A 22,954-nucleotide genomic window follows, 5' to 3' on the forward strand; every position below is an offset into this window, starting at 1 on the left:
GCGCTCCGGGCTGTCGGTCGCCTGCCGCCCGGTCAGTCGCCCGTCGCTCCGTCGATGCGCTCGCGGAGCAGGTCCGCGTGGCCGTTGTGGCGCGCGTACTCCTCGATCATGTGGACGTAGATCCAGCGCAGGTTGAAGACCTCGCCGCTCGGGTGCTTGCCCGCGCCCACGTCGTCCAGGCCGTGGGCCGCCGCGACGGCGCGCGCTCCCTCGATCTCCCGCTGCCAGGTGGCGTGGGTCTCCTCCCAGGTGTCCGCGTCGGTGACCCGGAACGCCCGGTCCCGGTCCTCCACCGTGCCGTAGATCCGCTCGGCCCGTTCGCCGGCCATGACCCGCCGGAACCAGCCGCGCTCCACGTCGGCCATGTGTCGGACCAGGCCGAGCAGGGTGAGGTTCGACGGGGGAGCGGAGGCGGTGCGCAGCTGGGTCTCGTCCAGGCCCAGGCACTTCAGGGCGAGGGTCTGCCGGTGGTAGTCCAGCCAGCCTTCGAGCATCTCGCGCTCGCCGGCGAGGGTGGACGGTTCGGTACGCGCGCTGTCATCGACGGAAGTCATCCGGGCATGGTGTCCCATCGCCGGGGCCGGCGCCAGGGGGTTACGCCGTGGCTCACCCGCCGAGCATGCCCCGCAGCAACTCCTGGAACCCGGTGCGCAGTTCCGCACGGGTGGGTAGGGCCGAGTGGAACGATCCCGCCGCGCAGGAGAACAGCAGCCCCTCGCACCAGGCGATCAGGGACAGGGCGTGGCGCGCCGGGGCCGCCGAGCCGGCGGCAGCCATCATCGCGATCAGTGGCCCGTGGAAGTTCGCCGAGCCCGCCGCGTCGAAGAAGGCGCGGAGTTCGGGGCGACGGGTGGCCTCCAGGGCGAGCTCGTAGCGCGAGACGAGGAGCGCCCGGTGGTCGGCGAGGTACCGGTGCAGGGCCAGGGACAGGGCGTCCACCAGGGCGTCGGGCCCGGCGTCGGGTCCTGGCAGCTCGTCCAGGGTGAGCACCGCCGACTCCAGCTCGACCTGCCTGCGGACGGCCGTTTCGAGCAGCGCCTGCCGGGTGCGGGCGTGGTTCGACGTCGACCCGTGGGGCAGTCCGGCGCGCTCGTCCACGGCGCGATGGGTCAGCCCCCGCATCCCCCGCTCCACGAGGAGGGCGAGCGCGGCGTCACCGATGAGGGTGGGCCGGGAGACGGCAGGGGCGGGGGAGTCCGGGGCGGGCGCGGAGGTGCGGGCGGTCATGGGGACAACCTATCCACCAATACCGCGGTGACTACAGCTGTAGTACGGTCCTGGTGACGGCAACTACAGCTGTAGTTGCCGAGTGTGGCCGTCGAGGGGGAAGCCATGGAACAGCAGCGTGCCGTCGTGATCGGAGCAGGCGTCGGAGGGCTCACGGCCGCCGTCGCCCTCCATCGGAGCGGCTGGGACGTCACCGTCCTGGAGCGGGCCGCCGCGCTCACCCCGGTCGGGGCCGGTATCGGCCTCGCCCCCAATGCCCTGCGCGCTCTGGACGTCATCGCCCTCGGCGACGAGGTCCGCGCGCTCTCGGCCTGGCAGGGCGACGGCGGAATGCGCGCGCCCGGCGGCCGCTGGCTCGCCCGTACCAGCGCCCGGGCCGCCGCCGAGCGCTTCGGCGGGCCGCTGGTCGCATTGCACCGCGCCACACTCGTCGGGATCCTCCTCGGCGCCCTCCCCGACGGCGTCGTCAGGACCGGCGCGCCCGCCTCCGTCGCCGACCCCGGCGACGACACCCGGCCCGCCCTCGTCCGCACCCCGGACGGGGACATCGAGGCCGAGCTGGTCGTCGGCGCCGACGGCATCCGCTCGACCGCACGGAGCGCCCTGTTCCCCGACCACCCCGGACCGCGGTACTCCGGCTTCACGACCTGGCGCGTCGTCGTGCCCGCCCTCGACCGCCCGTTCGCCCCGCACGAGACCTGGGGCCGGGGCCGCCTCTGGGGCACCCAGCCGCTCAAGGACGGCCGCGTCTACGCGTACGCCATGGCCGCCGCCCCCGCGGGCGCCCAGGCCCCCGACGACGAGCGGGCGGAACTCCGCAGGCTCTTCGGCGGCTGGCACCACCCGATCCCCGAGATCCTCGCCTCCGTCGCCCCCGACGGCGTCCTGCGCCACGACGTCCACCACATGCCGGACCCCCTGCCCGCCTTCCACCACGGCCGCGTGGCCCTGCTCGGCGACGCCGCCCACGCCATGCAGCCCACCCTCGGCCAGGGCGGCAACCAGGCCATCGAGGACGCCGTCGTCCTGGCCCACCACGCGGTCCTGGGGCTCGCGCCGAGCGGCGCCCTCGCCGCGTACACCGCCGACCGGCTGCCGCGCACCACCGCCATCGTCCGCAAGGCCGCCCGCACCGGCCGGCTCACGCTGCTCTCGGCCCGGCCCGCCGTCGCCGCGCGCGACGCGCTCATCGCGGCGGTCTCGCGCTTCGGCCCCGGCCTCGTGCTGCGCGGCTTCGACGGCATCGCCGACTGGCGCCCGCCCGTCGTGGGTGATCGCCCCCGCGTAAGCTGACCAGCGCGAACGGCACGGCGGGTGCCGTCGCGTACACCTCGTCACGCGCAAGGGAGACCCCGTGAAGGTCGGCTGCATCGGACTCGGCGACATCGCGCAGAAGGCCTATCTCCCGGTCCTGGCCGCCCTCCCCGGCGTCGAACTCCATCTGCAGACCCGGACGAAGGCGACCCTGGACCGGGTCGCCGAGGTCCACCACGTGCCGGGCGGCCGGCGCCACGAGGACCTCGACTCGCTGCTCGCCGCCGGCCTCGACGCGGCCTTCGTGCACGCGCCGACCGCCGTGCACCCCGAGATCACCACCCGGCTCCTGGAGGCCGGCGTACCGACGTACGTCGACAAGCCGCTGGCGTACGAATACGCCGACTCCGAGCGGCTCGTGGAGCTCGCCGAGGCGCGCGGGGTGAGCCTGGCCGTCGGCTTCAACCGCAGGCTCGCCCCCGGCTACGCCCAGTGCCTGGACCACCCGCGCGAGCTGATCCTCATGCAGAAGAACCGCGTCGGGCTGCCCGAGGACCCGCGCACCCTCGTCCTGGACGACTTCATCCACGTCGTCGACACCCTGCGCTTCCTGCTCCCCGGCGAGGTCGAGCACATCGACGTACGAACCCGGATCCGCGACGGGCTCATGCACCACGTCGTGCTCCAGCTCTCCGGCGACGGGTTCACCGCCCTCGGCATGATGAACCGGATGAACGGCTCCACCGAGGAGATCCTCGAGGTCTCCGGCCAGGACACGAAGCGTCAGATCCTCAACCTGGCCGACATCGTGGACCACAAGGGCCAGCCGACGGTCCGCCGGCGCGGGGACTGGGTGCCCGTGGCCCGCCAGCGCGGTATCGAGCAGGCCGTCCTCGGCTTCCTCGACGCCGTACGGGACGGCCGCACGCTCAGCGCCCGGGACGCCCTCCAGACCCACGAGCTGTGCGAGCGCGTGGTGCGCGAAGCTCTGACTCAGGCCTCCTGAGCGCCCCCATGCCCTCGGCGGCGCAGAGCGCGGCCAGGACCGTCAGGGCGAGGTACAACGGCCAGTCGCCGTACCGGACGTACCCCGTCGTGGTCTGCGAGAGCGGCACGGCGTAGACGGTCGCCGCGCTCCGGTCGGTGCCCAGCGGCGTACCGACCCGGCGCCCGTCCGGGCCGTACGCGGCGCTGATACCGGTCAGCGTCGCGTGCACCATCGGGCGGCCCGTCTCCGCCGCGCGCAGAGCCGCGAGCGAGGCGTGCTGCGCGGGCGCCCAGCTGTCCTGGAACGTCGAGGTCGCCGACTGGGCGATGAGCAGCGCGGCGCCGTCGCGGGTGAGCCGGCGGCTCATGTCGGGGAACGCGGACTCGAAGCAGACCAGCGGACCGATCCGCAGCGCCGGGCGGTCGCCCTCGGCCGGCACCGTCATCACCACCGGCTCCGTGCCCCGCCGCCGGTCCTCGTTCGCCGCCTTGCCCACCGATGTCACCCAGCCGAGGAGCGGGCGGGCGGGGATGTACTCGCCGAACGGCACGAGCCGCATCTTGTCGTACCGGTCGCCGGTCGGCCCCTGGGCCCCGATGAGCACACTGCTCTTGAAGATGCCCGGCCGGTCGGAGCGCCGGGCGTCCACGTTGACGAGGATCGGCGCGTCCACGGCCCGGGAGAGAGCGGTCAGCCGCTCCGCGTAGTCGGGGCGGGCGGTCAGATCGGAGCCGACGCTGCTCTCGCCCCACACCACCAGGTCCAGGTTCTGGCCGGCCAGTTCCCTCGTCAGCTCCTCGCCGCGGGCGAACCGCCGCTCCGCGCCGCCCGGTCCGTCGTACACCCCGGGCTGGACGACGCCGATCCGTGCCGTGCCGCGCTCGCGGGGTGGGGCGACACCCCACCAGACCGTGCCCACCACCAGGGCGCACGCCACGAGACCGACCAGCGCCGTCATCCGGGCGGCGGCGGAGGACACCACAAGGAGGGCCACGGCGGTGTTGACCGCCACCACCAGCAGGGACACCAGCCAGACCCCGCCGACGGAGGCGAGCCGCAGCGCCGGGGCCACCTGCCACTGGCTGGCGCCGAGGAGCCCCCAGGGGCCGCCCAGGCCCTCCCAGGAGCGGACGAGTTCGATGAGCAGCCAGCCCGACGGGACGACGACAAGGGCGGCCGCCGCGCGAGGTCCTGACGGTCCGTCCGCGAGCATCGCCCGCACCAGCCAGCCCCAGGGCAGCCACAACAGCCCCAGCAGAGCGGCGACGACGAGGATGAACACGTGCAGGCTCGGCATGAGCCACTGGTGCACGGCCAGCATGAAGCCGACCCCGCCCAGCCAGCCCTCCAGGCCCCCGCGGCGCGCGGTGGGCGCGGTGCGGAGCAGCAGCAGCCAGGGGACGAGCGCGACGTACGCGAACCACCAGAGGGCCGGCGCGGGGAACGCGAGCGCGGGCAGCGCACCGGACACCACCGCGACCACGGCGCGTGCGGCCCGGTGGGGCGTCGCCGCGGTGGGGTGCGCGGCGTCGGTACCGCTACCACCGCGACGGCCGAACGGATTCCGCATGCCGCGTCGCCTCCAGGTGTCGCCTCCAGTGTGCGCCGTACGACGGCCGCGGCCGTGCCCGCCACGACCGTACGAGCGGTCTTACGGGCGCTGGAGGCGGCGCCACTTCTCCTCGACGACCACGGAGCGCAGCCGCCAGCCGGCGTCCGTCCGGGCCAGGGAGAACGCGTAGCGGCCGCCGCAGACGAAGTCCTCGCCGGACTCGAACCGCATCGGGTTCACGTAGTCGGCGCGCACGTCCGCGCTGTCGCCCGGGTAGCCGCCGAGGTCCTGGATGCGGACGCGCCGGTTCACGATGAGGTGCTGGCGCACCGGGAAGAGCCGCATCGTCTCGGCGAGCCAGTCGGCGATCTCGTCGGCCGGGCCCTCGACCCCGCCGGAACCCCGGTAGTCGGCGCGGCCGTCACGGGTGAACAGCGCCCGGTAGCCCGCCCAGTCGGAGTCGTCCACGGCCACCGCGTACCCGGTGACAAGGTCGTCGATGGCCATCCGGTCCATCACGGTCGCGAGATCCACGCGCTGCGTCATCGCTTCAGTCTCCGGCAGCGAGAGGCCCCCGCCAAGAGCCCTGCGCGCGCCGCTGGATCTTTTGGCGACACTCCCTAGGCCGCCTCCCAGAGGTGGGGGCGGCCGCCGCGCCATTCCACCAGGTGGGGGTCGTCGAGGATCATGTCGGCGTCCTCGAGGCCCGCTCTGCGCAGGAACTCGACGAGGTCGGTGTCGTTGTGTGCCAGGCCCACGATCTGTCCGCGGACGGTGACGCGCCGCCCGCCGTCGGGGGACGGGCGGTGCACGACGATGGGTGCTTGCCAGGCCATGGTTCCAGGGTGCGGTGCGCACCCGAAGATCGCCCGGCGGCGGGCGGCGCGGAGAGCGGTACGGAGCGGTGCGGGGTCAGCTCCCGGACTCGCCCGCGTGGGGGCTGAGGACGTCCGTGCCGACCAGGATGAAGAGCAGGATGCCGAGCAGGATCCGGTAGATCACGAAGGGCATGAAGCTCTTGGTGGTGATGAACTTCATGAACCAGGCGATGACGGCGTAGCCGACGCCGAACGCGATGATCGTGGCGAAGACCGTCGGGCCCCAGGAGACGTGCCCGCCCTCGGTCGCGTCCTTCAGCTCGAAGAGGCCGGAGGCCAGCACGGCGGGGATGGCGAGGAGGAAGGAGTACCGGGCCGCCGCCTCACGGGTGTACCCCATGAGCAGACCGCCGGAGATCGTCGCGCCCGAGCGGGAGACGCCCGGGATCAGGGCCATCGCCTGGCAGATGCCGAAGATCAGGCCGTCCCGCACGCCGAGGTCCTTGAGCGTCTTGCGCTCGCGGACGACGCGGTGCCGGCCGCCGGCCTCGTCGCGGGCGGCGAGCCGGTCGGCGATGCCGAGGACGATGCCCATCACGATCAGCGTGGTCGCGATCAACCGCAGGTCACGGAAGGGGCCCTCGATGTGGTCCTTCAGCGTCACGCCGAGCACACCGATCGGGATCGAGCCGACGATCACGAGCCAGCCCATCTGGGCGTCGTGGTCGCTCCGCATCGACTTGTCGCGCAGCGAGCGGAACCAGGCGGAGACGATCCGCGCGATGTCCTTGCGGAAGTAGATGAGGACGGCCGCCTCGGTACCGATCTGGGTGATCGCCGTGAAGGCGGCGCCCGGGTCCTCCCAGCCGGCGAAGGCGGCGGTGAGGCGGAGGTGCGCGCTGGAGGAGATGGGAAGGAACTCCGTCAGCCCCTGGACGAGTCCGAGGATGAATGATTCGAACCAACTCATGGGGCTAGGGCCGTCCCGAATGTGCTCGTGCCGTCAGAAAAGGCGGTCGCGTCTCGGATCGGAGATCAACCGCCGGTCGTTGCGCAGCGTACCGTCCTCAGATGAAGGCCCCGCCCGAGGGTCTGGGGTCGCAGGACTCCGCGGGGGCCGCCGTCTCCCCGGGTCCCGTCGTCGTCCAGTCGGCCGACCGCACACGGTGGGTCACGCTCGCGGGATCCGCCTCGTCCCCGCACGCGAACGCGATGATCGTCGAGGCGCTCTGAGGTACGCGCCGGTCCGTCGCGGCGGTCGTCCGCGCTAGCGCGGGTCCCCCGCGCCCGTCGTCTCCAGCGGGCGCGCCTCGACCGGCTTCGGCGTCGATGGTCCCGTCGCCGTCGCCGTCGCCGTCGCCGTCGCCGTCGCCCGGGCGCGCAGGCCGTGGCGCTTGCGCCAGGCCACGACCGCCGCCGCGAGGCCGGAGAGCACGATGAAGCCCATCGAGATCAGGAACGCGGGCGAGGTCGGCGACCCGGCCTCGCTGCCCGCCACCACGTACGCCGCCGTGTTCGGGATCGAGCCGAGCCCCGTCGCGAGCAGGAACGGCGCGTACCCCATGCGGGAGACCGCCGCGCAGTAGTTGGCCGCCGCGAACGGGACCCCCGGGAAGAGCCGGATCGCCAGGATCGAGCGGAACCCGTGCCGGCTCAGCTGCCCGTCCGCCGCCGTCAGCCAGCGCCCCCGGAGCAGCGGCCGCAGCGCGTCCTGACCGAGCAGCCGCCCGAGGGTGAACGCGATCCCCGCGCCCAGGACCGTCCCGGCCAGCGCCGCCACGAGCCCCGCCTGCGTACCGAAGAGCGCGCCCGCGGCCAGGTTCAGGATCGGCCGCGGGACGAAGGCCGCCGTGCACACCCCGTACGCCAGACCGAACAGGAGCACCGCGCCCGCACCGCTCGACTGCGCCGGCCAGCCCTCGGCGAGCAGCCGCTGTGGCTCGTAGAGCAGGACGGTCGTCGCCGCGGCGAGGAGGAGCGCGGCGAGCAGGGAGAGGCGCGACCAGGGCGACAGCATGGCCCGGGAGCAGCGGAGCGCGAGGGAGCCCGGCGGTCGGGTGACGGGGTCGAGCATCCGGGGAGAGTAACCGACGTACCCGTGTGATCGCCGTAATGTCCGTCATCCTCCGTCCTGCCATCCGATGAACGGTGCGTACTGCCATCCGATGAACGGTGACCGACCGCACGTGCGGTGATCGGCCGTACCGTGATCGCCCGTCCTGTGGTCGGCCGTACTGTGACCCCCATGACGTCCGCGCCGCCCGCCGTCCCCGCCAGCGCCCTCGCCGACACCCTGCTCGGGCGCCTCACCGAGGTCTACCCGGCCGCGGGCGACCCGTTCCGGGCCCAGGAGATGGTCGCGTACATGAAGGGCGTCGCGCCCTTCCTCGGCATCCGCACCCCGGAGCGGCGCGTGCTGTCCCGTACGGTCCTGGACGGCACCCCGCGCCCCGACGAGGCCGACTGCGCGGCCGTCGCCCTGCGCTGTTTCGCCCTCCCCGAGCGCGAGTACCACTACTTCGCCGTCGACTACCTCCGCCGCCACGTCCGGCGCTGCTCGTCCGGCTTCCTGCCCGTCGCCCGGCAACTGATCACCACCGACTCCTGGTGGGACACCGTCGACCACCTCGCCGCCCATGTCGTCGGCGGGCTCGTCGCCGCCGATCCGGCGCTCGCCGCGCGCATGGACGAGTGGATCGAGGACGACGACCTCTGGATCGCGCGGACCGCGCTCCTGCACCAACTGCGCTTCAAGGACGCCACCGACTCCGAGCAGCTCTTCGCGTACTGCCTGCGCCGCGCAGGGGACACCGACTTCTTCCTCCGCAAGGCGATCGGCTGGGCCCTGCGCGAGTACGCCAAGACGGACCCCGACGAGGTCCGCGCCTTCGTCGAGACGAACCGGACGCGGCTTGCCCCGCTCTCGGTGCGCGAGGCGCTCAAGCACCTCTGATGCCGTTCGCCCCCTCAACAGCCTCTCGGTGGAAAATCGTTCGACGTAGCGCGCTCGCCCCGCGATGATCGGGGGCATGTTCCGGTACGCCTTCCTCGCAGCACGGCCCGCAGTCGCGGCCGCGCCGAAGGCTGCCGTCGTGGATTCCACGTTCCTCGCCGTCGTCGCACTCGACGGCGTCCGAAGCTGACCCTCCCCGGATCGTCCGGCGGACCCCGTAGGGGGAGGGTCGGTTCGGTCCCGGGGTCCCCTCACACGCTTCGAGCTCAAGGAACGAGCGAACCATGTCCAAGACGGCGTACGTGCGCACCAAGCCGCACCTGAACATCGGCACCATGGGCCATGTCGACCACGGCAAGACCACCCTCACCGCCGCCATCACCAAGGTCCTCAGCGAGCGCGGGACCGGCAGCCCCACTTCCTATGTTTCCTTCGACCGTATCGACCGCGCGCCCGAGGAGGCCCAGCGCGGCATCACCATCAACATCGCGCACGTCGAGTACGAGACCGACACCCGGCACTACGCCCATGTCGACATGCCCGGCCACGCCGACTACGTCAAGAACATGGTCACCGGCGCCGCCCAGCTCGACGGGGCGATCCTCGTCGTCTCCGCGCTCGACGGGATCATGCCGCAGACCGCCGAGCACGTGCTCCTCGCCCGCCAGGTCGGCGTCGACCACATCGTCGTCGCGCTCAACAAGGCGGACGCGGGGGACGACGAGCTGACCGACCTGGTCGAGCTGGAGGTACGGGAGTTGCTGACCGCGCACGGCTACGCCGGCGACAGCGTGCCCGTCGTCCGGGTGTCCGGGCTCAAGGCCCTGGAGGGCGACCCGCGCTGGTCCGGCGCGATCGAGGCGCTCCTGGACGCCGTGGACACGTACGTGCCGATGCCGGTGCGCTACGTGGACGCGCCGTTCCTGATGTCCGTCGAGAACGTGCTCACCATCACCGGGCGCGGGACCGTCGTGACGGGCGCGATCGAGCGGGGCACGGTCCGGGTCGGCGACCGGGTCGAGGTCCTGGGCGCGGAGACCGAGACGGTCGTGACGGGCGTCGAGACCTTCGGCAAGCCCATGGAGTCCGCCGAGGCGGGCGACAACGTGGCGCTGCTGCTGCGCGGCGTCCCACGGGACGCGGTCCGTCGCGGGCACGTCGTGGCGGCGCCGGGGAGCGTCGTACCGCGGCGGCGTTTCACGGCGCAGGTGTACGTCCTGTCGGGCGCGGAGGGCGGTCGTACGACCCCCGTCTCCACCGGCTACCGCCCGCAGTTCTACATCAGGACCGCGGACGTCGTCGGCGACGTCGACCTCGGCGAGGCGGCGATCGCACGCCCCGGCGACACGGTCACCATGACCGTCGAGCTGGGCCGTGACGTACCGCTGGAGCCGGGTCTCGGCTTCGCGATCCGCGAGGGCGGCCGCACGGTCGGCGCGGGGACGGTCACGACCGTCGCCTGACCCCGACCGCCGTGCGGACGGAGGCCCGCATTCCGTACCCACGGAGTGCGGGCCCACCGTCGGCCGGGGCCGCAGGCACAATGAGGGTGTGAACGAGGTCAACGAGCAGATTCCCGTCGTGCGCGAGGTCGACGGGGGCACCGCCCGGCTCATGCCGGACATCGACCGGGAGCGGGCCTGGCTGCTCACCGTCGACGGCGCACCGCAGTCGTACGTCGACCTGGACGAGCCCACGCACCTCGAATTCGAGTACGCGCGCCGGCTCGCCCACGTCCTCGACAGCGCGGCCGACGACGGCGCCGCCCTCTCCGTCCTCCACCTCGGCGGCGGCGCGCTCACCCTGCCCCGCTACGTCGCCACCACCCGCCCCGGCTCCCGCCAGGACGTCGTGGAGGCCGACCTGGGGCTGCTCGACCTCGTCGCCGAGCACCTTCCGCTGCCCGAGGGCTCCGGGGTCGCCGTGCACGGGGCCGACGCCCGGGACTGGCTCGGCAAGGCCCCCACGGCGAGCGTGGACGTCCTCGTCGCCGACGTCTTCGGCGGCTCGCGGGTCCCCGCGCACCTGACCTCGGTGGAGTACGCGCGCGAGGCCCGGCGCGTGCTGCGGCCGGGCGGGCTCTACGCCGCCAACCTGGCCGACGGGGCGCCGTTCGCCTTCCTCCGCTCCCAACTGGCCACCTTCGCCGCCGTCTTCACCGACCTCGCCCTGATCGCCGAACCGCCCGTGCTGCGCGGCCGCCGCTTCGGCAACGCCGTCCTCGTCGCATCCGACGGAGACATCGACACGGCCTTCCTGGCCCGCCGCACGGCGTCGGACGCCTTCCCCGCGCGCGTGGAGTACGGCGAGAGCCTCGCGCGCTTCACCGGCGACGCACGCCCGGTGGACGACGCGGACGCGGTGCCCTCTCCCGTACCGCCGGACGGGGCGTTCAGCGTGGGCTGACGGCGCCCTGGTCGGCGGCCGTCGGTGCTCCGGGGCCGGGGCCGCGCGTGAGCTCCTTCGAAGGTGTACGGCGCGTCAGATTCCGTACGTCGGGGACGAGCAGCACGAGCGCCGTGACCAGCACGATCAGGACCGCCGAACCCCACAGCGCCTGACTCCGGCCGAAGAGGCTCTCCGCCGGGCCCGCGAGCGCCGTGGAGAGCGGGAGCATCGCCGTCGAGCCGAACCAGTCGTACGCGGAGACCCGGGACAACTTCTCCTCCGGGATCTCCTGGTGCAGCGTGGTCATCCACGCCACGCCGAACACCTCGATGGCCACCCCGCTGACGAACATGGCCACCGAGAGCCCGACGACGTCGAGCGGCACCGCGAGCGCCGCCGACGGCAGGGCCAGGGGGAAGACGCCCAGGGTGCCCACGAGCAGCATCCTGCGCGGCTTCCAGCGCATCATCAGGAACGCCCCGGAGAGCGTGCCCACGCCGAACGCGGCGAGCGCGAGCCCCCACGGCCGGGCCCCGCCGAGTTCGTCCCGGGCGACCAGCGGTCCGTACACCGACTCGGCCGCACCGACGAGCGCCACGACGACGGCGAACTGGGCCACGATCGACCAGAGCCACGGGCGGCCGACGACCTCCTGCCAGCCCTCGCGCAGATCGGCGAGCAGTCCGCCGCCGGGCTTGCGCTCGGCGATGTGGCTGACGTCGAGGAAGGCGCGGAACCCGCCGGCGACGGCGAAGGCGGCCGCGTCGATGGCGAGGACCCAGCCGGGACCCACGGCGGCGATCATCGCGCCGCCGAGCGCGGCTCCGCCGATGCCGGCGCCGTGCATCGCCATCCGGAAGAGGGCGAAGGCGCGGCCGGCCTGCTCCCCGCTGACGCTCGACATCAACATGCCCTCGGCGGCCGGGCTGAAGAAGGCCTGGCCCGTTCCGCACAGGGCGGTGAGCAGCATCATCTGCCAGAGCTGCGGGTCGCCCGCGAGGACGAGGACGGCGAAGGCGGCCTGCGAGACGCAGTTCAGCGCGTTGGCGGCGACCATGACGCGGTGCCGGGGTATCCGGTCGGCGACCGCGCCGCCGATCAGCAGGAAGAGGACGAGCGGGAGGGTGCGGGCCGCCGCCACCAGGCCCACGTCACCGCCGTCACCGCCGGACTGGATCACCGCGAACGCCGCCGCGATCAGAGCACCGTGGGTGCCGAGGTTGGTGACGATCGCGGCGGCGGTCAGCAGGACGTAGTTGCGGCCGGCCCAGTCCGGGCGGCGGGAGAGGAGCGGGGTGCGGGGGGAGGCGGCGGGTTTTCTCACCCCGGGACTATCCCCGTAGCCGCCGCCCCCTGCCAAACCGATTTACGTCAGGACCGACGTACGCCGGGACGACTTGCGTCGAGGCCGATGTACGTCGGGACCGATGTGCGTCAGGTCCGACTTGCGTCAGGAAGACGCCGGGGCCAGCCGTACGGTCGCCAGGATCTTCTGGATCGTGGCGTCCGCCAGCTCGTCCTTGACCCCGTCGGCGCCGTAGAGCACGAACGACGAGAAGTCGCCCTTGGCGTTCTTGAAGGAGAAGGCGATGGACTTGCCGTCCCCTTCGCACGGGTTCCGCTTCTTGATCCCCGGGGCGGTGGCCGTCGCGACGCTGCCGGTCAGACCGGACGTGGTGGTGTACGGCACGGCCTTGGTGATCTTGATGGTGCCCTTGGGCATGTGCTGCGCGTAGCCCGCCCACACCCAGTTGCCGGCCTCGTTGAACGCCGCCTCGTCGGTGTTCTTGGCGCCCTGGCCGCCCTTGGTGCCGGCGCTGCTCAGGCCCCAGCTCTCCTTGGAGCCGTCCTTGTTCGTGTCGAACGTGCACCACTTGCTCTTGTAGCGCACCGGAGCCGACATCGTGACGACCGGGGTGCCGTCACCCTTCTTCTCGTCCTCGAAGAACGTGACGCTGCCGGGCTTCAGGAGCTCCCAGTCCGGGGGTACGTCGAAGAGCGTGCCGTACTTCGGATTGTGGACGACCTTCCAGCCGGGGATGGTCGGCTGCAGGTCGGCGTCGTCGCGCGGGTTGTCGAGGGAGGAGGAGGTCGGCGCGGGGCCGGTGGGGGTGGCAGGGGCGGACGCGGAGCCCTTCGGGTCGCCGCCCGCGTTCGTGTTCTTGTCGTCGTCCTTGCCGAGGACGAGGAACCCCGTGACGCCGGCCGCGACGACGACGGCGGTCGCGGCGACGATGGCGATCAGGGTCGTCTGCTTCTTCTTGCCGTCGCCGGGCCCACCGGGGCCGCCCTGCGGCGCTCCGGGCACCGCGTACTGCGGCACGGTCGGCTGCTGGTACGGGTTGGGCTGCGGGTAGCCGGGCTGCGCGGGCTGCTGCGGGTAACCCGGCTGCGTGGGCGGCTGCTGCGGGTATCCGGGCTGTTGCTGCTGATAGCCGGGCTGTTGGTACGGGTTCGGCTGCTGGTACCCCGACTGCTGGTAGGGGTTCTGACTCTGGTCCTGCGGGTTCTGCTCGCCCCCGGGCGGCTGCTGTCCTGGCCACATGGCCAGTAACCATAGAGGTGTGGCGCGAACCCTGCTACGTCCGCCCCCGTGCGGGCGGGTGGGGAGGGGGATGGCCATCCGTGCTACTCGCGGGTAACATCGCGCCATGAGCGCAGACCAGATGTCCGTCGGCGAGATGCTCGCCGCCACGGTTCCCATGGCCAGGACCCTCAACCTCGAGTTCCTGGAGACCACTTCCGAGCGTGCCGTCGTCCGCCTGCCGGACCAGGCCGACTACCACAACCACGTCGGCGGCCCGCACGCCGGAGCCATGTTCACGCTGGCCGAGTCGGCGAGCGGCGCGATCGTCCTGGCCGCTTTCGGCGACCAGCTGAACCGCGCGGTGCCGCTCGCCGTGACGGCCGAGATCGGCTACAAGAAGCTGGCCATGGGCGTCGTCACGGCCACCGCCACCCTGGGCCGCCCGGCCGCCGAGGTCGTCGCCGAACTGGACGCCGGCGAGCGCCCGGAGTTCCCCGTCCACATCGCGATCACCCGCGAGGACGGCGCGGTGACCGGCGAGATGACGGTCGTCTGGACGCTGCGGCCGAACGGCCAGGGCAAGTAGCGCCATATAAGGGGTAAGGGGGTACGGAAGCGGTGGCCCGGCTGCCGCTTCCGTACCGCTGCTCCAACGCCCGCACCGCCCCTCACCCGTCGATGACCACCACGCGTGCCCAGTCCGGTGGTGTGTCCGGGACGTACTCCGGGTTGTCCTCGTTGTAGCGGGGGCGCCTGCCGCGGGGGAAGAGGCCCACCACCGTCCGGCAGGGCGGTGGCGCGCTGGGCCACGGGGTCTGGCCGTCGGTCAGGGCCACGATCACATCGGGGCGCGGACGGCCGCGCAGGGCCGTCGTGAAGCCCGCGCGCAGATCCGTACCCCCGCCGCCGATCAACGGGATGCCCTCCGCCTGGCAGATCGGGTCCGCGACCCGGGCCGCCGCGTCGCACGACACGACCGAGACGAGGTCCCGACGGCCGCCCACGGTACGGGAGATGGCGGCGACCTCAAGGAGCGCGCTGCCCAGTTCCGCGTCGCTGACCGAGCCCGAGGTGTCGATGACCACGGTGACGCGCGGCGGCCTGCGCCGCAGGCTCGGCAGCACGACACCGGACAGCGCGGTCGAGCGCCGGGACGGACGGCCGTAGCTGTAGTCGTCGCCCGCGCCGGGCCCCGAGGTCGCCGAGCGGAGCGCCGCGCCCAGTAACTCCCGCCACGGCTGCGGCGGATGGAACGCCTCCTCCGCCCACCGCTTCCACCCCCGCGGGGCGCTCCCCGGCCGCCCCGAGATGGCCTGCGCCACCCGGAACCGCACCGCGTCCCGCTGCTGCTCGCTCAGACCGTCCGCGCCGTCGGGGCCGAGATCCCACTCCCGTGCGCTGCCGTCCGCACCGCTGCCGCAGTCCAGCCAGACGAGGTGCTCCGTCCTGGGCCCGAGCCCGAACTGACGCAGGTAGTCCTCCATCAGCTCCCCCGCGGGGAGGTGGAGGTCGCCCGGTACGACGGCGCCCTCCGGCCGCACCAGGCCGTCGCCGAACGCGTCGTCGTTGATCTCCATGTCGGCCGCGATGTTCATCCGCAGCCGCTCCGCGGGGCCGGTCAGTCCGCGCGTCCGGGCGAGCCGGTCGCCGCGCCCGTGGTGGTCGCGCAGCAGGTGCGACACCTCGTGCACCCACACCCCGGCCAGCTCCTCCACCGGGGTCCGGTCCACGAACCCGGGGGAGACGTAGCACCGCCAGTACCGGTCGACCGCCATCGTGGGCACCTGGCGCGACTCGACCGTGTGCAGGGCGAACAGCGCCGTCGCCAGGTACGGCCTGGCCCGGGCGGCCTGCAGCCGCGCGGTGTAGAGCTTGTCGAAGTCCAGGTCGAGGCGGAGGTCGGCCCCTGCCTCGGCCTCTTGCGCTCCGCGCGTCCCCGCCGTCATCGGCGGACCTGCGGCTTCAGGGCCGCCTGAGCGGCGCGGGCCGCCGCGTCGTCGGCGCGCCGGGAGAGGGAGACCACGCCGGCGAGCTGCTCGATCGCCGCCGGAACCGTCCAGTCCGCCTGCCGCAGCGAAGCGAGCGTCGTCGCCGGTACGACCACCAGGTCCGGCGCCCCGGTCTCCAGCGCCCGCACCAGGACCGCCCAGGCCGCGTCCCAGCGTGCCTCGTCCGGGCGCCCGCGCACCGCCGCCACGACTCCGTCGAGGGCGGCCTGGCGCAGGTCCCCGCGCTCGGGCAGCTCGGCGGCCCCGGGGTCCGCGAGCAGGGTCTCGGGGTCCGGGAGGTCCATCCGGTCCACGCTCGCCATCACTTCGAGGCCGGGCCCGTCACCGACGGCGCCCCGCACCAGTTGGGCCAGGACGTCGCGCGAGGAGCCGGCCGCCGTCGCGAAGGCGATCAGACGGAGGGTCATCTCCCAGCTCCGGGGCGAGGGCCAGGGGCCGCCCCGCCGCGTCTCGCTGTTGGGCAGCCGGTGCACGAGCTCGGGGCGGACGGTCAGGAACCCGCAGACCGCGCGCCGGGCGAACTCCACGGCCTCGGGCAGCTTCAGGGGGTCCAGGCGGGGCAGGGTCGCCCGGGGCCAGGTCCCGCCCAGGCCGCGGACGACGACGTCCCGGTCGTGGGCCCACTGGAGGTGGACGAACCGGTTGGCCAGGGGCGGGCTCAGCTCCCAGCCGTCGGCGGCCGAGGACCTCGGGTTGGCGGCGGCCACGATCCGTACCCCGGGCGGCAGTTGGAGGGCGCCGATCCGCCGCTCCAGGACGAGCCGGAGCAGCGCGGCCTGCACGGACGGCGGCGCCGTGGACAGTTCGTCCAGGAAGAGCAGCCCCCGGCCGGCGCGGACCAGCCGCACGGCCCAGTCCGGCGGGGCCATCGGAACACCCTGCACGGCGGGGTCGTCGCCGACGACGGGCAGGCCCGAGAAGTCCGAGGGCTCGTGCACGCTGGCGATCACCGTGGTCAGGGGGAGGTCGAGCTCCTCGGCCAGCCGGGTCAGGGCCGCCGTCTTCCCGATCCCGGGCTCACCCCAGAGGATCACGGGCAGGTCGGCGGCCACGGCCAGCGTCAGGGCCTCCAGTTGGGTGTCGGGCCGGGGTTCGGTGGTGGTGTCGCCGAGGAGCGTCAGCAACGCGTCGGCGACTTCGAGCGGGGAATCGGGGGAGGCGGGGGCGGGGGTAGGGGCGGGGGCTGGTGTGTACGCGGGCATGGTGGACAGAGCAGTCATGAGTGATCACCTGGGAAAGTCGTGGTGGGAACGAGAAGGGGCCCGGTGGCGCGCTTCAGTGCGCGAGGCGCGGGCGGGTTCGTGCGTCGCGTGGACGGCGTGAGGTGGGCAGGACGCGGTGGGGCGGGGGTACGTCGAGGCCCGAGCGGAACATCCCGTACGCGATCCGCCGCCGCGCCGCCTCCTCGAGGGCGTCGCGCAGCGGTCCGCCGCGCAGGGTCGCCCCGGGCCCGAGCAGGCCCTCGACGACGGCGAGCGCCCCGGCGACGTCCCCGTGCTGGAGGCGTTCGCTCACGCCCGTGAGGCAGTCCGGGCGCCGGTGCGCCTCGTCGATCGCCCGCAGACAGGGCAGCGGGGGGCCGCCCAGGGCGACGAGCAGCTCCTCCCGCGCGAGTTCGTCCGGGCCGTGGTCCAGCGAGGCCAGGACGCCGTCGACCAGAGCGATCCGGTGCCGGGCGCCCCGGCACTCCACGACCCGGGGACCCGAGGCAGCCTGCTCCTCGGCGGGGGCGGCGGGAACGTGGTCCGGTACGAGGGCGGAGGCGACCAGCGGGTGGAGCCGGCCGGCCTCGATCGCGCCCGCCCGGAGGAGCTCCAGATCGGGCAGCACCCAGGTCGCCGCGTCCGGCAGGACGAGCGGCTCCGCGGGGCTGCGCGTATCCCCACGAGCCTCGGAGTCCACGTCCACGTCCAGCGTGAGGCGGCGGCGCGAATCGAGGCGCACGGTCACCGGACCGCCGGACCTGCCCTCGGCCCGGAGCACGTGCCTCGCCTCGGCCGGCCAGCGGTCGACGGCACAGAGGTACCCCTCCGGTACGGGCGTCTCCGCCCCGCCGGCGGGCGGCGCGTCGGCCCCCGAGCGCAGGCGCAGCTCGTCGGTCCTGCGCGCGTCCCACAGGTGGCGGTGCAGGTCGAGGCGGAATCGTCGTCCTGGCCGCGGGTGCGGGTGGCGCCCGACGGGACCCTGACGGGGGGACCGGTGGGCGGACCCGTTGGCGGACCCGTCAGAGGCCCCGTCCCAGAGCGCGAGGCTGATCCGCTGGCCGCCCTCCGCCCACGCCGGCGGGGTCCGGGCGACGAGATGGACCGGGCCTGCGCGCGCCGTCGGCTCCGCCGGGGCGTACCGGGCCAGCGAGATCGTCAGGCCCGGGCGCAGCAGCCCGTGCGGAGCCACCCTCGGCATGTGCCAGCGCAGCAGGTCGGGAGCCAGGTGGCGGAGATCGCGCCGGAGCCGGTCGGTGAGGTCCTGGCCATGGGCCCGGGTCACGGACCGAAGGTCGAGGTCGACATCGACGCGTGCGGCGGCACAGGCTCCGGCCCAGTCCCCGGAAAGGCGGCGGGCGGTCGCGGTCTCGATCATGGACGGCGGCACGGCGAACTCGCGGACGCGCAGCCAGAAGGAAAGGAAGGAGGCGCGGGAATCCTCGTACGCGGTGTGAGTGGTCATCAGCACTCACCTTGCGCGGACGGGACCCCCCAACACTGAACGGTGTGAGTCGTCATCGCGGCGGAGCGTAGCGCGCCCCGGTCACGGCCGACCAGTCATTTACGGGCCCGGCGGGCGGCGGGCCGGTCTGTCCTGACCAGGTAGGCTTCCCCGGCGCGCGCGACGGCGGCGCGCGCCACGACCCGGGAGGAAACCGCGTTGCACGTCCAGGAATGGCTGGAGACGATCCCCGCGGTGGCGATCTACGCGCTGGTGGGAGTGGTGATCGGGCTCGAGAGCCTGGGAATCCCGCTGCCCGGCGAGATCGTCCTCGTCAGCTCGGCGCTGCTCGCCTCCCAGCACGGTGACATCAATCCGTACGTCCTCGGCGCCTGCGCCACCGCCGGGGCCATCATCGGCGACTCGATCGGCTACGCGATCGGCCGCAGGGGCGGGCGTCCGCTGCTCGCCTGGCTGGGCAAGAAGTTCCCCAAGCACTTCAGCGAGGCCAATATCGCGCTGGCGGAGCGCTCCTTCGAGAAGTGGGGCATGTGGGCCGTCTTCTTCGGCCGCTTCGTCGCTCTCCTGCGGATCTTCGCCGGACCGCTCGCGGGCGTGCTGCGTATGCCGTACTGGAAGTTCCTGATCGCCAACGTCTTCGGCGGCATCCTCTGGGCGGGCGGCACGACGGCCGTCATCTACTCGGTGGGCGTCGTCGCCGAGGCCTGGCTCAAGCGCTTCTCGTGGCTGGGGCTCGTGCTGGCAGTCCTGGTCGGCGTCACCTCGATGCTGATCCTGAAGAACCGCGCGAAGAAGGCGGCCGCGAAGGCGGAGACGAAGCCGGAGGCGGCGCCGGTCCCGGTGCCGGCGGACTCGGCGAGCTGATCGACAGCGCCTCACCGGCAGCGAGACGTACGCGCGAGGGCGCGGTGGCCATACGGCCGCCGCGCCCTCGGGCTGTGCGCGTGAGCCTGGCCCTCCGTCGCGAGCCGGGCTCTCAGTCCTTGAAGGCCTCGGCGTGGCCCTTGGCCAGGTGGAGGTACATCTCCGCGTTGAGGCGGATGCCCGCCTGCTCCTCCTCGGTCAGCGGGCGCCTGACCTTGGCCGGCACGCCCGCCACCAGCGAGCCCGGCGGGATCTCCATCCCCTGCGGGACGAGCGCCTGCGCCGCGATGAGCGAACCGGCGCCCACCCGGGCCCCGTTGAGCACCGTTGCGCCCATCCCGACCAGCACGTCGTCCTGGATGACGCAGCCGTGCACGGTCGCGTTGTGGCCGACCGTCACGCGGTCCCCGATCGTGACCGGGAAGCCCGGGTCGACGTGGACGGTGCAGTTGTCCTGGATGTTCGAGTCCTCGCCGACGGCGATGGGACCGCAGTCCGCCCGGAGCACCGCGTGGTACCAGACGCTGGCACGGGCGCCGAGCGTGACGTCACCGAGCACCACGGAGGTCGGCGCGGTGAAGGCGGTCGGATCCACCTGCGGCTCCTTGCCGCCCACGCCCCTGATCAACGCCTCGGTCATCGTTCGCTCCTGATCGTTCGTGCTTCCGTCACGCCTCCACGGCACCCTAGCCGCGACCCATGACGGACATCACAGGGCACCCCACTGATCAGCCACGACGGTGCGGACTACCGTGTGCGGGTGCCCAGGAACAGAAACACGTTCTCCTCTCTCACCGCGTGGCGGCGCCGTGTGCTCGCCCGGGCCGTGCAGGGCGGGTGGCGCTGGGTGCAGGAGACCGGTTCCGTGACCGCCGAGCGCCCCGGGAAGCTGCGCTTCCGTCGCCTCGGGGCGGGCACCCGGCTCGCGTTCCCGCAGGGGACCGTCTTCGGCGAGCAGTGGATCGAGATCGGCGAGTGCTGCATCATCGCCGAGCAGGTCACCCTCACCGCCGGCATGCTGCCCGGGCTCGACCTCGGCCCCGACACGGTGCTGACCCTGGGGAACGGTGTCGTCCTCGGCCGCGGCAGCCACGTCATCGCCGACACCCGGGTGACCATCGGCTCGGACACGTACTGCGGGCCGTACGTCTACATCACCTCGACCAACCACAGTTACGACGACCCCGACGAGCCGGTCGGCAGGCAGTGGCCGCGCTCCGAGCCGGTCGAGATCGGGCCGGGCTGCTGGCTGGGCACGGGCGCGGTGATCCTGCCGGGCGCGCGGCTCGGCCGCAACGTGGTGGTCGCGGCGGGTGCCGTCGTACGGGGCGAGGTGCCGGACCACTCGGTGGTGGCCGGCGCGCCGGCGAAGGTGGTGCGCAGCTGGGACCCGGAGAAGGGCTGGCAACCGCCGCTGCGGACACCGGCGCCCGTGCCCGTACCGGACGGTGTGACGCACGAGCAGCTCGCCGCGCTCGCGGCATGGGACCTCGCGGAGGGCTGAGCCCGCTTTTCGGCGGACGGTCGGCTGATCAGCCCGTCGCGCCGATCAGCCCGTCGCGAGGAGGACCGTGCCGACCAGGGCAAGGCCCGCGCCCGCCGCCTGGACCGCGCGCAACCGTTCCTTCAACACTCCGCGCGCTGCGAGGGCCGTGACCACCGGGTAGAGGTTGGCGAGGACGGCGGCGACGGTCACCGGGCCGGTCTGCGCCGCGATCGAGTACGTACCGTTGGCGGCGACGTCCGCGAGGCCGACGAAGGCGAGCGCCGGGAGGGCCGCCCACACGACCTTCATCCCGCCGCCCTCGGGCAGGGCCCGCCCGCCCCGCTTCACGGAGACGTACAGCGCGCCGCCGCCCACCGCCACGTTGGTCACCCGCTGGACGAACAGGGCGAGGAAGAGGCCGGTCAGGGTCGAGGAGGCCTCGGCGATGAGCGCCATGACCGAGCCGAAGCCGAAGGCCGCGACCAGGGTGAGGAGCACGGCCTGGCGCTGCACGGGCGCCCCGCGCAGCTCGGGCCCGCCCGCGAGGACGATGCCGATGATCGCCACACCGATCCCGGCGAACTGGAGGAGCCCCGGCCGGTCGCCGATGAGCAGGCCCACCGAGACGGGGACGACGACACCGAGCGAGCCGAGCGGGGAGACCACGCCCATCGGGCCGAGCGCGAGGGCCTTGTAGAAGGAGAGCATCGCGACCGGTCCGACCACGCCCGCGGCGACGGCGTACCAGAGCTGGGGTCCGGCCTCGGTCCAGGCGCCGGTGGCGATCACGACGGCGCCCAGGACGAGGACCGCGACGGTCTGCGAGGCCACCACCACAGTGAGGGCGGGCATGCGCCGGGTGAGCAGCCCGCCGCCGAAGTCGGCCAGGCCCCAGAGGAGGGCGGTGGCCAGGGCGAACAGGGCAGTCATGGATCCTCGCAGGGGGCGGTCTCGCAGTACAGTGCGGTGGACAGCTGGTACACCGCGGTAGACCCCACCGTAGTTCAGTCTGTTGGACTATGTCATCCAAAATATTGGACGGAATGTGTCGGACCTCGATCAGCTCACGCAGTCGCTCGCGCGGAATCTGAAGCGGTGGCGCAATGAACGCGGTTTCACGCTGGACGCGCTGGCCGCCCGGGCCGGTGTCAGTCGCGGCATGATCATCCAGATCGAGCAGGCCCGTACGAACCCCAGCGTCGGCACCACCGTGAAGCTCGCGGACGCGCTCGGTGTCTCGATCACCACGCTCCTCGACTACGAGCAGGGCCCGCACGTCCGCCTCGTCCCGCCGGATCAGGCCGTCCGCATGTGGTCCACCTCCACCGGCAGTCACACCACCCTGCTCGCCGGCACCGAGGCGCGCGGCCCGCTCGAACTCTGGGCCTGGACGCTGATGCCGGGCGACGGCAGCGCGTCCGACCCGCACCCCGACGGAACGACCGAGCTGCTGCACGTCTCGGCCGGCGAGCTCACCCTCGTGGTCGAGGGCGAGGATCACCGCATCCCGGCCGGCACCTCCGCCGTCTTCGAGGCCAACGTGCCGCACGCGTACCGCAACGACGGCTCGGAGCGGGTGGAGATGACCATGGCCGTCTCCATCCCGCCCGTACGCTGAGACGCCGAACAGCGGCCCGGGCGGCCGCTGTTAGCTTGGGCTCCATGCGCGCACCCATCGGAGACTTCGACAACGCCGTTCCCGCCCCCGACTGCCTGGACCGGCTCACGGAACCGGTCGCGGCGGCCGTACGCGCCTGGCAGGGCACCGTCCCGGCGGATCAGCTGCTGTACGTCGACACCGACCCGGAGATCGCCGACACGGCCGTCTTCGTCGAGAACCACGGCCGCGAACTCCTCGAACAGTCCGCGAACTGTGTGATCGTCGCCGGAAAGCGCGGCGAGGAGACGACCCTGGCGGCCTGCGTGGTCCGGTCGGACACCAGGATCGACGTCAACGGCGTGGTCCGCCGCCAACTGGGCTCCCGCAAGGCGCGGTTCGCCCCGATGGAGACCGCGACGGGCGAGAGCGGGATGGAGTACGGCGGCATCACCCCGATCGGCCTCCCGGCCGACTGGCCCGTCCTCGTGGACGCGACGGTCGTCGACACCCCCTGGGTCCTCATCGGCAGCGGCCGCCGCCGCGGCAAACTCATCGTCCCGGGCAAAACCTTCGCCGAACTGCCGGGGGCGGTCGTGCTGGAGGGCCTGGGCGTCGAGTGAG

25 protein-coding genes are annotated in these 22,954 nt (G+C 73.2%); 11 read left to right on the top strand and 14 right to left on the bottom strand.

What is annotated here, in order from left to right; translation table 11 throughout:
• Positions 1-32: 32 nt before the first annotated feature.
• Both AB0F56_RS16845 and AB0F56_RS16850 read right to left on the bottom strand, forming a co-directional pair.
• The gene (locus AB0F56_RS16845) at positions 33-554 is read right to left on the bottom strand and encodes a DinB family protein (protein WP_362009679.1); all 522 of its coding nucleotides are present in this window, start codon (positions 552-554) and stop codon (positions 33-35) included.
• A gap of 52 nt (positions 555-606) precedes the next feature.
• On the bottom strand, positions 607-1,227 hold the full coding sequence (locus AB0F56_RS16850) for a TetR/AcrR family transcriptional regulator (protein WP_362009682.1): 621 nt from the start codon (positions 1,225-1,227) through the stop codon (positions 607-609).
• Between the two features lie 105 nt (positions 1,228-1,332).
• Between AB0F56_RS16850 and AB0F56_RS16855 the strand changes: the two genes are divergently transcribed.
• Positions 1,333-2,520, top strand: coding sequence for an FAD-dependent monooxygenase (locus AB0F56_RS16855; protein WP_362009684.1), 1,188 nt, complete (start codon positions 1,333-1,335; stop codon positions 2,518-2,520).
• A 61-nt stretch (positions 2,521-2,581) separates the two neighbouring features.
• Positions 2,582-3,487, top strand: coding sequence for a Gfo/Idh/MocA family oxidoreductase (locus AB0F56_RS16860; RefSeq protein ID WP_362009686.1), 906 nt, complete (start codon positions 2,582-2,584; stop codon positions 3,485-3,487).
• Here AB0F56_RS16860 and lnt read toward each other — a convergent pair.
• The 4 genes from lnt to AB0F56_RS16880 form a co-directional block, all read right to left on the bottom strand.
• On the bottom strand, positions 3,411-5,039 hold the full coding sequence (gene lnt / locus AB0F56_RS16865) for an apolipoprotein N-acyltransferase (RefSeq protein ID WP_362009688.1): 1,629 nt from the start codon (positions 5,037-5,039) through the stop codon (positions 3,411-3,413). The two genes, AB0F56_RS16860 and lnt, sit on opposite strands and share 77 nt — an antisense overlap.
• Before the next feature lie 81 nt (positions 5,040-5,120).
• Positions 5,121-5,567 (bottom strand): nuclear transport factor 2 family protein, encoded by a 447-nt coding sequence (locus tag AB0F56_RS16870; protein ID WP_362009691.1) that lies wholly within the window; start codon positions 5,565-5,567, stop codon positions 5,121-5,123.
• Between the two features lie 74 nt (positions 5,568-5,641).
• Positions 5,642-5,857 (bottom strand): hypothetical protein, encoded by a 216-nt coding sequence (locus AB0F56_RS16875; RefSeq protein ID WP_362009694.1) that lies wholly within the window; start codon positions 5,855-5,857, stop codon positions 5,642-5,644.
• 76 nt (positions 5,858-5,933) lie between these two features.
• Entirely contained in the window at positions 5,934-6,809 is an 876-nt protein-coding gene (locus AB0F56_RS16880; RefSeq protein ID WP_362009696.1) for an undecaprenyl-diphosphate phosphatase, read from the bottom strand.
• 101 nt (positions 6,810-6,910) lie between these two features.
• Between AB0F56_RS16880 and AB0F56_RS16885 the strand changes: the two genes are divergently transcribed.
• Positions 6,911-7,072 carry a hypothetical protein gene (locus AB0F56_RS16885; RefSeq protein WP_362009698.1) on the top strand — a complete coding sequence of 54 codons (162 nt, stop codon included), beginning with the start codon at positions 6,911-6,913 and terminating at the stop codon, positions 7,070-7,072.
• A 34-nt stretch (positions 7,073-7,106) separates the two neighbouring features.
• Here AB0F56_RS16885 and AB0F56_RS16890 read toward each other — a convergent pair whose 3' ends face one another.
• Positions 7,107-7,913, bottom strand: a complete 807-nt coding sequence (locus tag AB0F56_RS16890; RefSeq protein ID WP_362009701.1) for a TVP38/TMEM64 family protein — start codon at positions 7,911-7,913, stop codon at positions 7,107-7,109.
• Between the two features lie 171 nt (positions 7,914-8,084).
• On the opposite strand from AB0F56_RS16890, the gene AB0F56_RS16895 reads away from it, so the two are divergent.
• From AB0F56_RS16895 to AB0F56_RS16905, 3 genes are all read left to right on the top strand, one after another.
• Positions 8,085-8,792, top strand: coding sequence for a DNA alkylation repair protein (locus AB0F56_RS16895; protein WP_362009703.1), 708 nt, complete (start codon positions 8,085-8,087; stop codon positions 8,790-8,792).
• Between the two features lie 284 nt (positions 8,793-9,076).
• The gene (gene tuf, locus AB0F56_RS16900; RefSeq protein ID WP_362009705.1) at positions 9,077-10,255 is read left to right on the top strand and encodes an elongation factor Tu; all 1,179 of its coding nucleotides are present in this window, start codon (positions 9,077-9,079) and stop codon (positions 10,253-10,255) included.
• 151 nt (positions 10,256-10,406) lie between these two features.
• Positions 10,407-11,198, top strand: coding sequence for a fused MFS/spermidine synthase (locus AB0F56_RS16905; RefSeq protein WP_362010295.1), 792 nt, complete (start codon positions 10,407-10,409; stop codon positions 11,196-11,198).
• Here the strand turns inward: AB0F56_RS16905 and AB0F56_RS16910 are convergent.
• Entirely contained in the window at positions 11,185-12,504 is a 1,320-nt protein-coding gene (locus AB0F56_RS16910) for an MFS transporter (RefSeq protein ID WP_362009708.1), read from the bottom strand. The two genes, AB0F56_RS16905 and AB0F56_RS16910, sit on opposite strands and share 14 nt — an antisense overlap.
• Before the next feature lie 126 nt (positions 12,505-12,630).
• Complete coding sequence (locus AB0F56_RS16915; protein ID WP_362009710.1) at positions 12,631-13,725, bottom strand: hypothetical protein; 1,095 nt, start codon at positions 13,723-13,725, stop codon at positions 12,631-12,633.
• 106 nt (positions 13,726-13,831) lie between these two features.
• On the opposite strand from AB0F56_RS16915, the gene AB0F56_RS16920 reads away from it, so the two are divergent.
• Positions 13,832-14,293: a DUF4442 domain-containing protein gene (locus tag AB0F56_RS16920; RefSeq protein ID WP_361597477.1), complete on the top strand. Its 462-nt coding sequence runs from the start codon at positions 13,832-13,834 to the stop codon at positions 14,291-14,293.
• Between the two features lie 82 nt (positions 14,294-14,375).
• On the opposite strand, the gene AB0F56_RS16925 is transcribed toward AB0F56_RS16920, so the two are convergent.
• The 3 genes from AB0F56_RS16925 to AB0F56_RS16935 form a co-directional block, all read right to left on the bottom strand.
• Positions 14,376-15,653, bottom strand: coding sequence for a VWA-like domain-containing protein (locus AB0F56_RS16925; RefSeq protein ID WP_362009713.1), 1,278 nt, complete (start codon positions 15,651-15,653; stop codon positions 14,376-14,378).
• Positions 15,650-16,918: a MoxR family ATPase gene (locus AB0F56_RS16930; protein WP_362010298.1), complete on the bottom strand. Its 1,269-nt coding sequence runs from the start codon at positions 16,916-16,918 to the stop codon at positions 15,650-15,652. Before AB0F56_RS16930 ends, AB0F56_RS16925 begins: the two co-directional genes overlap by 4 nt.
• 73 nt (positions 16,919-16,991) lie before the next feature.
• Positions 16,992-18,383 carry a hypothetical protein gene (locus AB0F56_RS16935; RefSeq protein WP_362009716.1) on the bottom strand — a complete coding sequence of 464 codons (1,392 nt, stop codon included), beginning with the start codon at positions 18,381-18,383 and terminating at the stop codon, positions 16,992-16,994.
• A 198-nt stretch (positions 18,384-18,581) separates the two neighbouring features.
• On the opposite strand from AB0F56_RS16935, the gene AB0F56_RS16940 reads away from it, so the two are divergent.
• Positions 18,582-19,247 (top strand): DedA family protein, encoded by a 666-nt coding sequence (locus AB0F56_RS16940; protein ID WP_362009718.1) that lies wholly within the window; start codon positions 18,582-18,584, stop codon positions 19,245-19,247.
• A 112-nt stretch (positions 19,248-19,359) separates the two neighbouring features.
• On the opposite strand, the gene AB0F56_RS16945 is transcribed toward AB0F56_RS16940, so the two are convergent.
• Complete coding sequence (locus tag AB0F56_RS16945; protein ID WP_362009721.1) at positions 19,360-19,887, bottom strand: gamma carbonic anhydrase family protein; 528 nt, start codon at positions 19,885-19,887, stop codon at positions 19,360-19,362.
• 120 nt (positions 19,888-20,007) lie between these two features.
• Here AB0F56_RS16945 and AB0F56_RS16950 point away from each other — a divergent pair, with 120 nt between their 5' ends.
• Positions 20,008-20,751, top strand: a complete 744-nt coding sequence (locus AB0F56_RS16950; protein WP_362009724.1) for an acyltransferase — start codon at positions 20,008-20,010, stop codon at positions 20,749-20,751.
• A gap of 45 nt (positions 20,752-20,796) precedes the next feature.
• Here AB0F56_RS16950 and AB0F56_RS16955 read toward each other — a convergent pair whose 3' ends face one another.
• Positions 20,797-21,663, bottom strand: a complete 867-nt coding sequence (locus tag AB0F56_RS16955; RefSeq protein WP_362009727.1) for a DMT family transporter — start codon at positions 21,661-21,663, stop codon at positions 20,797-20,799.
• A 115-nt stretch (positions 21,664-21,778) separates the two neighbouring features.
• Between AB0F56_RS16955 and AB0F56_RS16960 the strand changes: the two genes are divergently transcribed.
• Together AB0F56_RS16960 and AB0F56_RS16965 are read left to right on the top strand one after the other, a co-directional pair.
• Positions 21,779-22,351, top strand: coding sequence for an XRE family transcriptional regulator (locus AB0F56_RS16960; protein WP_362009730.1), 573 nt, complete (start codon positions 21,779-21,781; stop codon positions 22,349-22,351).
• Positions 22,352-22,395: 44 nt separating this feature from the next.
• The gene (locus AB0F56_RS16965) at positions 22,396-22,953 is read left to right on the top strand and encodes a YbaK/EbsC family protein (RefSeq protein WP_362009733.1); all 558 of its coding nucleotides are present in this window, start codon (positions 22,396-22,398) and stop codon (positions 22,951-22,953) included.
• Position 22,954: the final 1 nt, after the last annotated feature.

Source organism: Streptomyces sp. NPDC026092, from assembly GCF_040638605.1.
Taxonomy (GTDB): domain Bacteria; phylum Actinomycetota; class Actinomycetes; order Streptomycetales; family Streptomycetaceae; genus Streptomyces.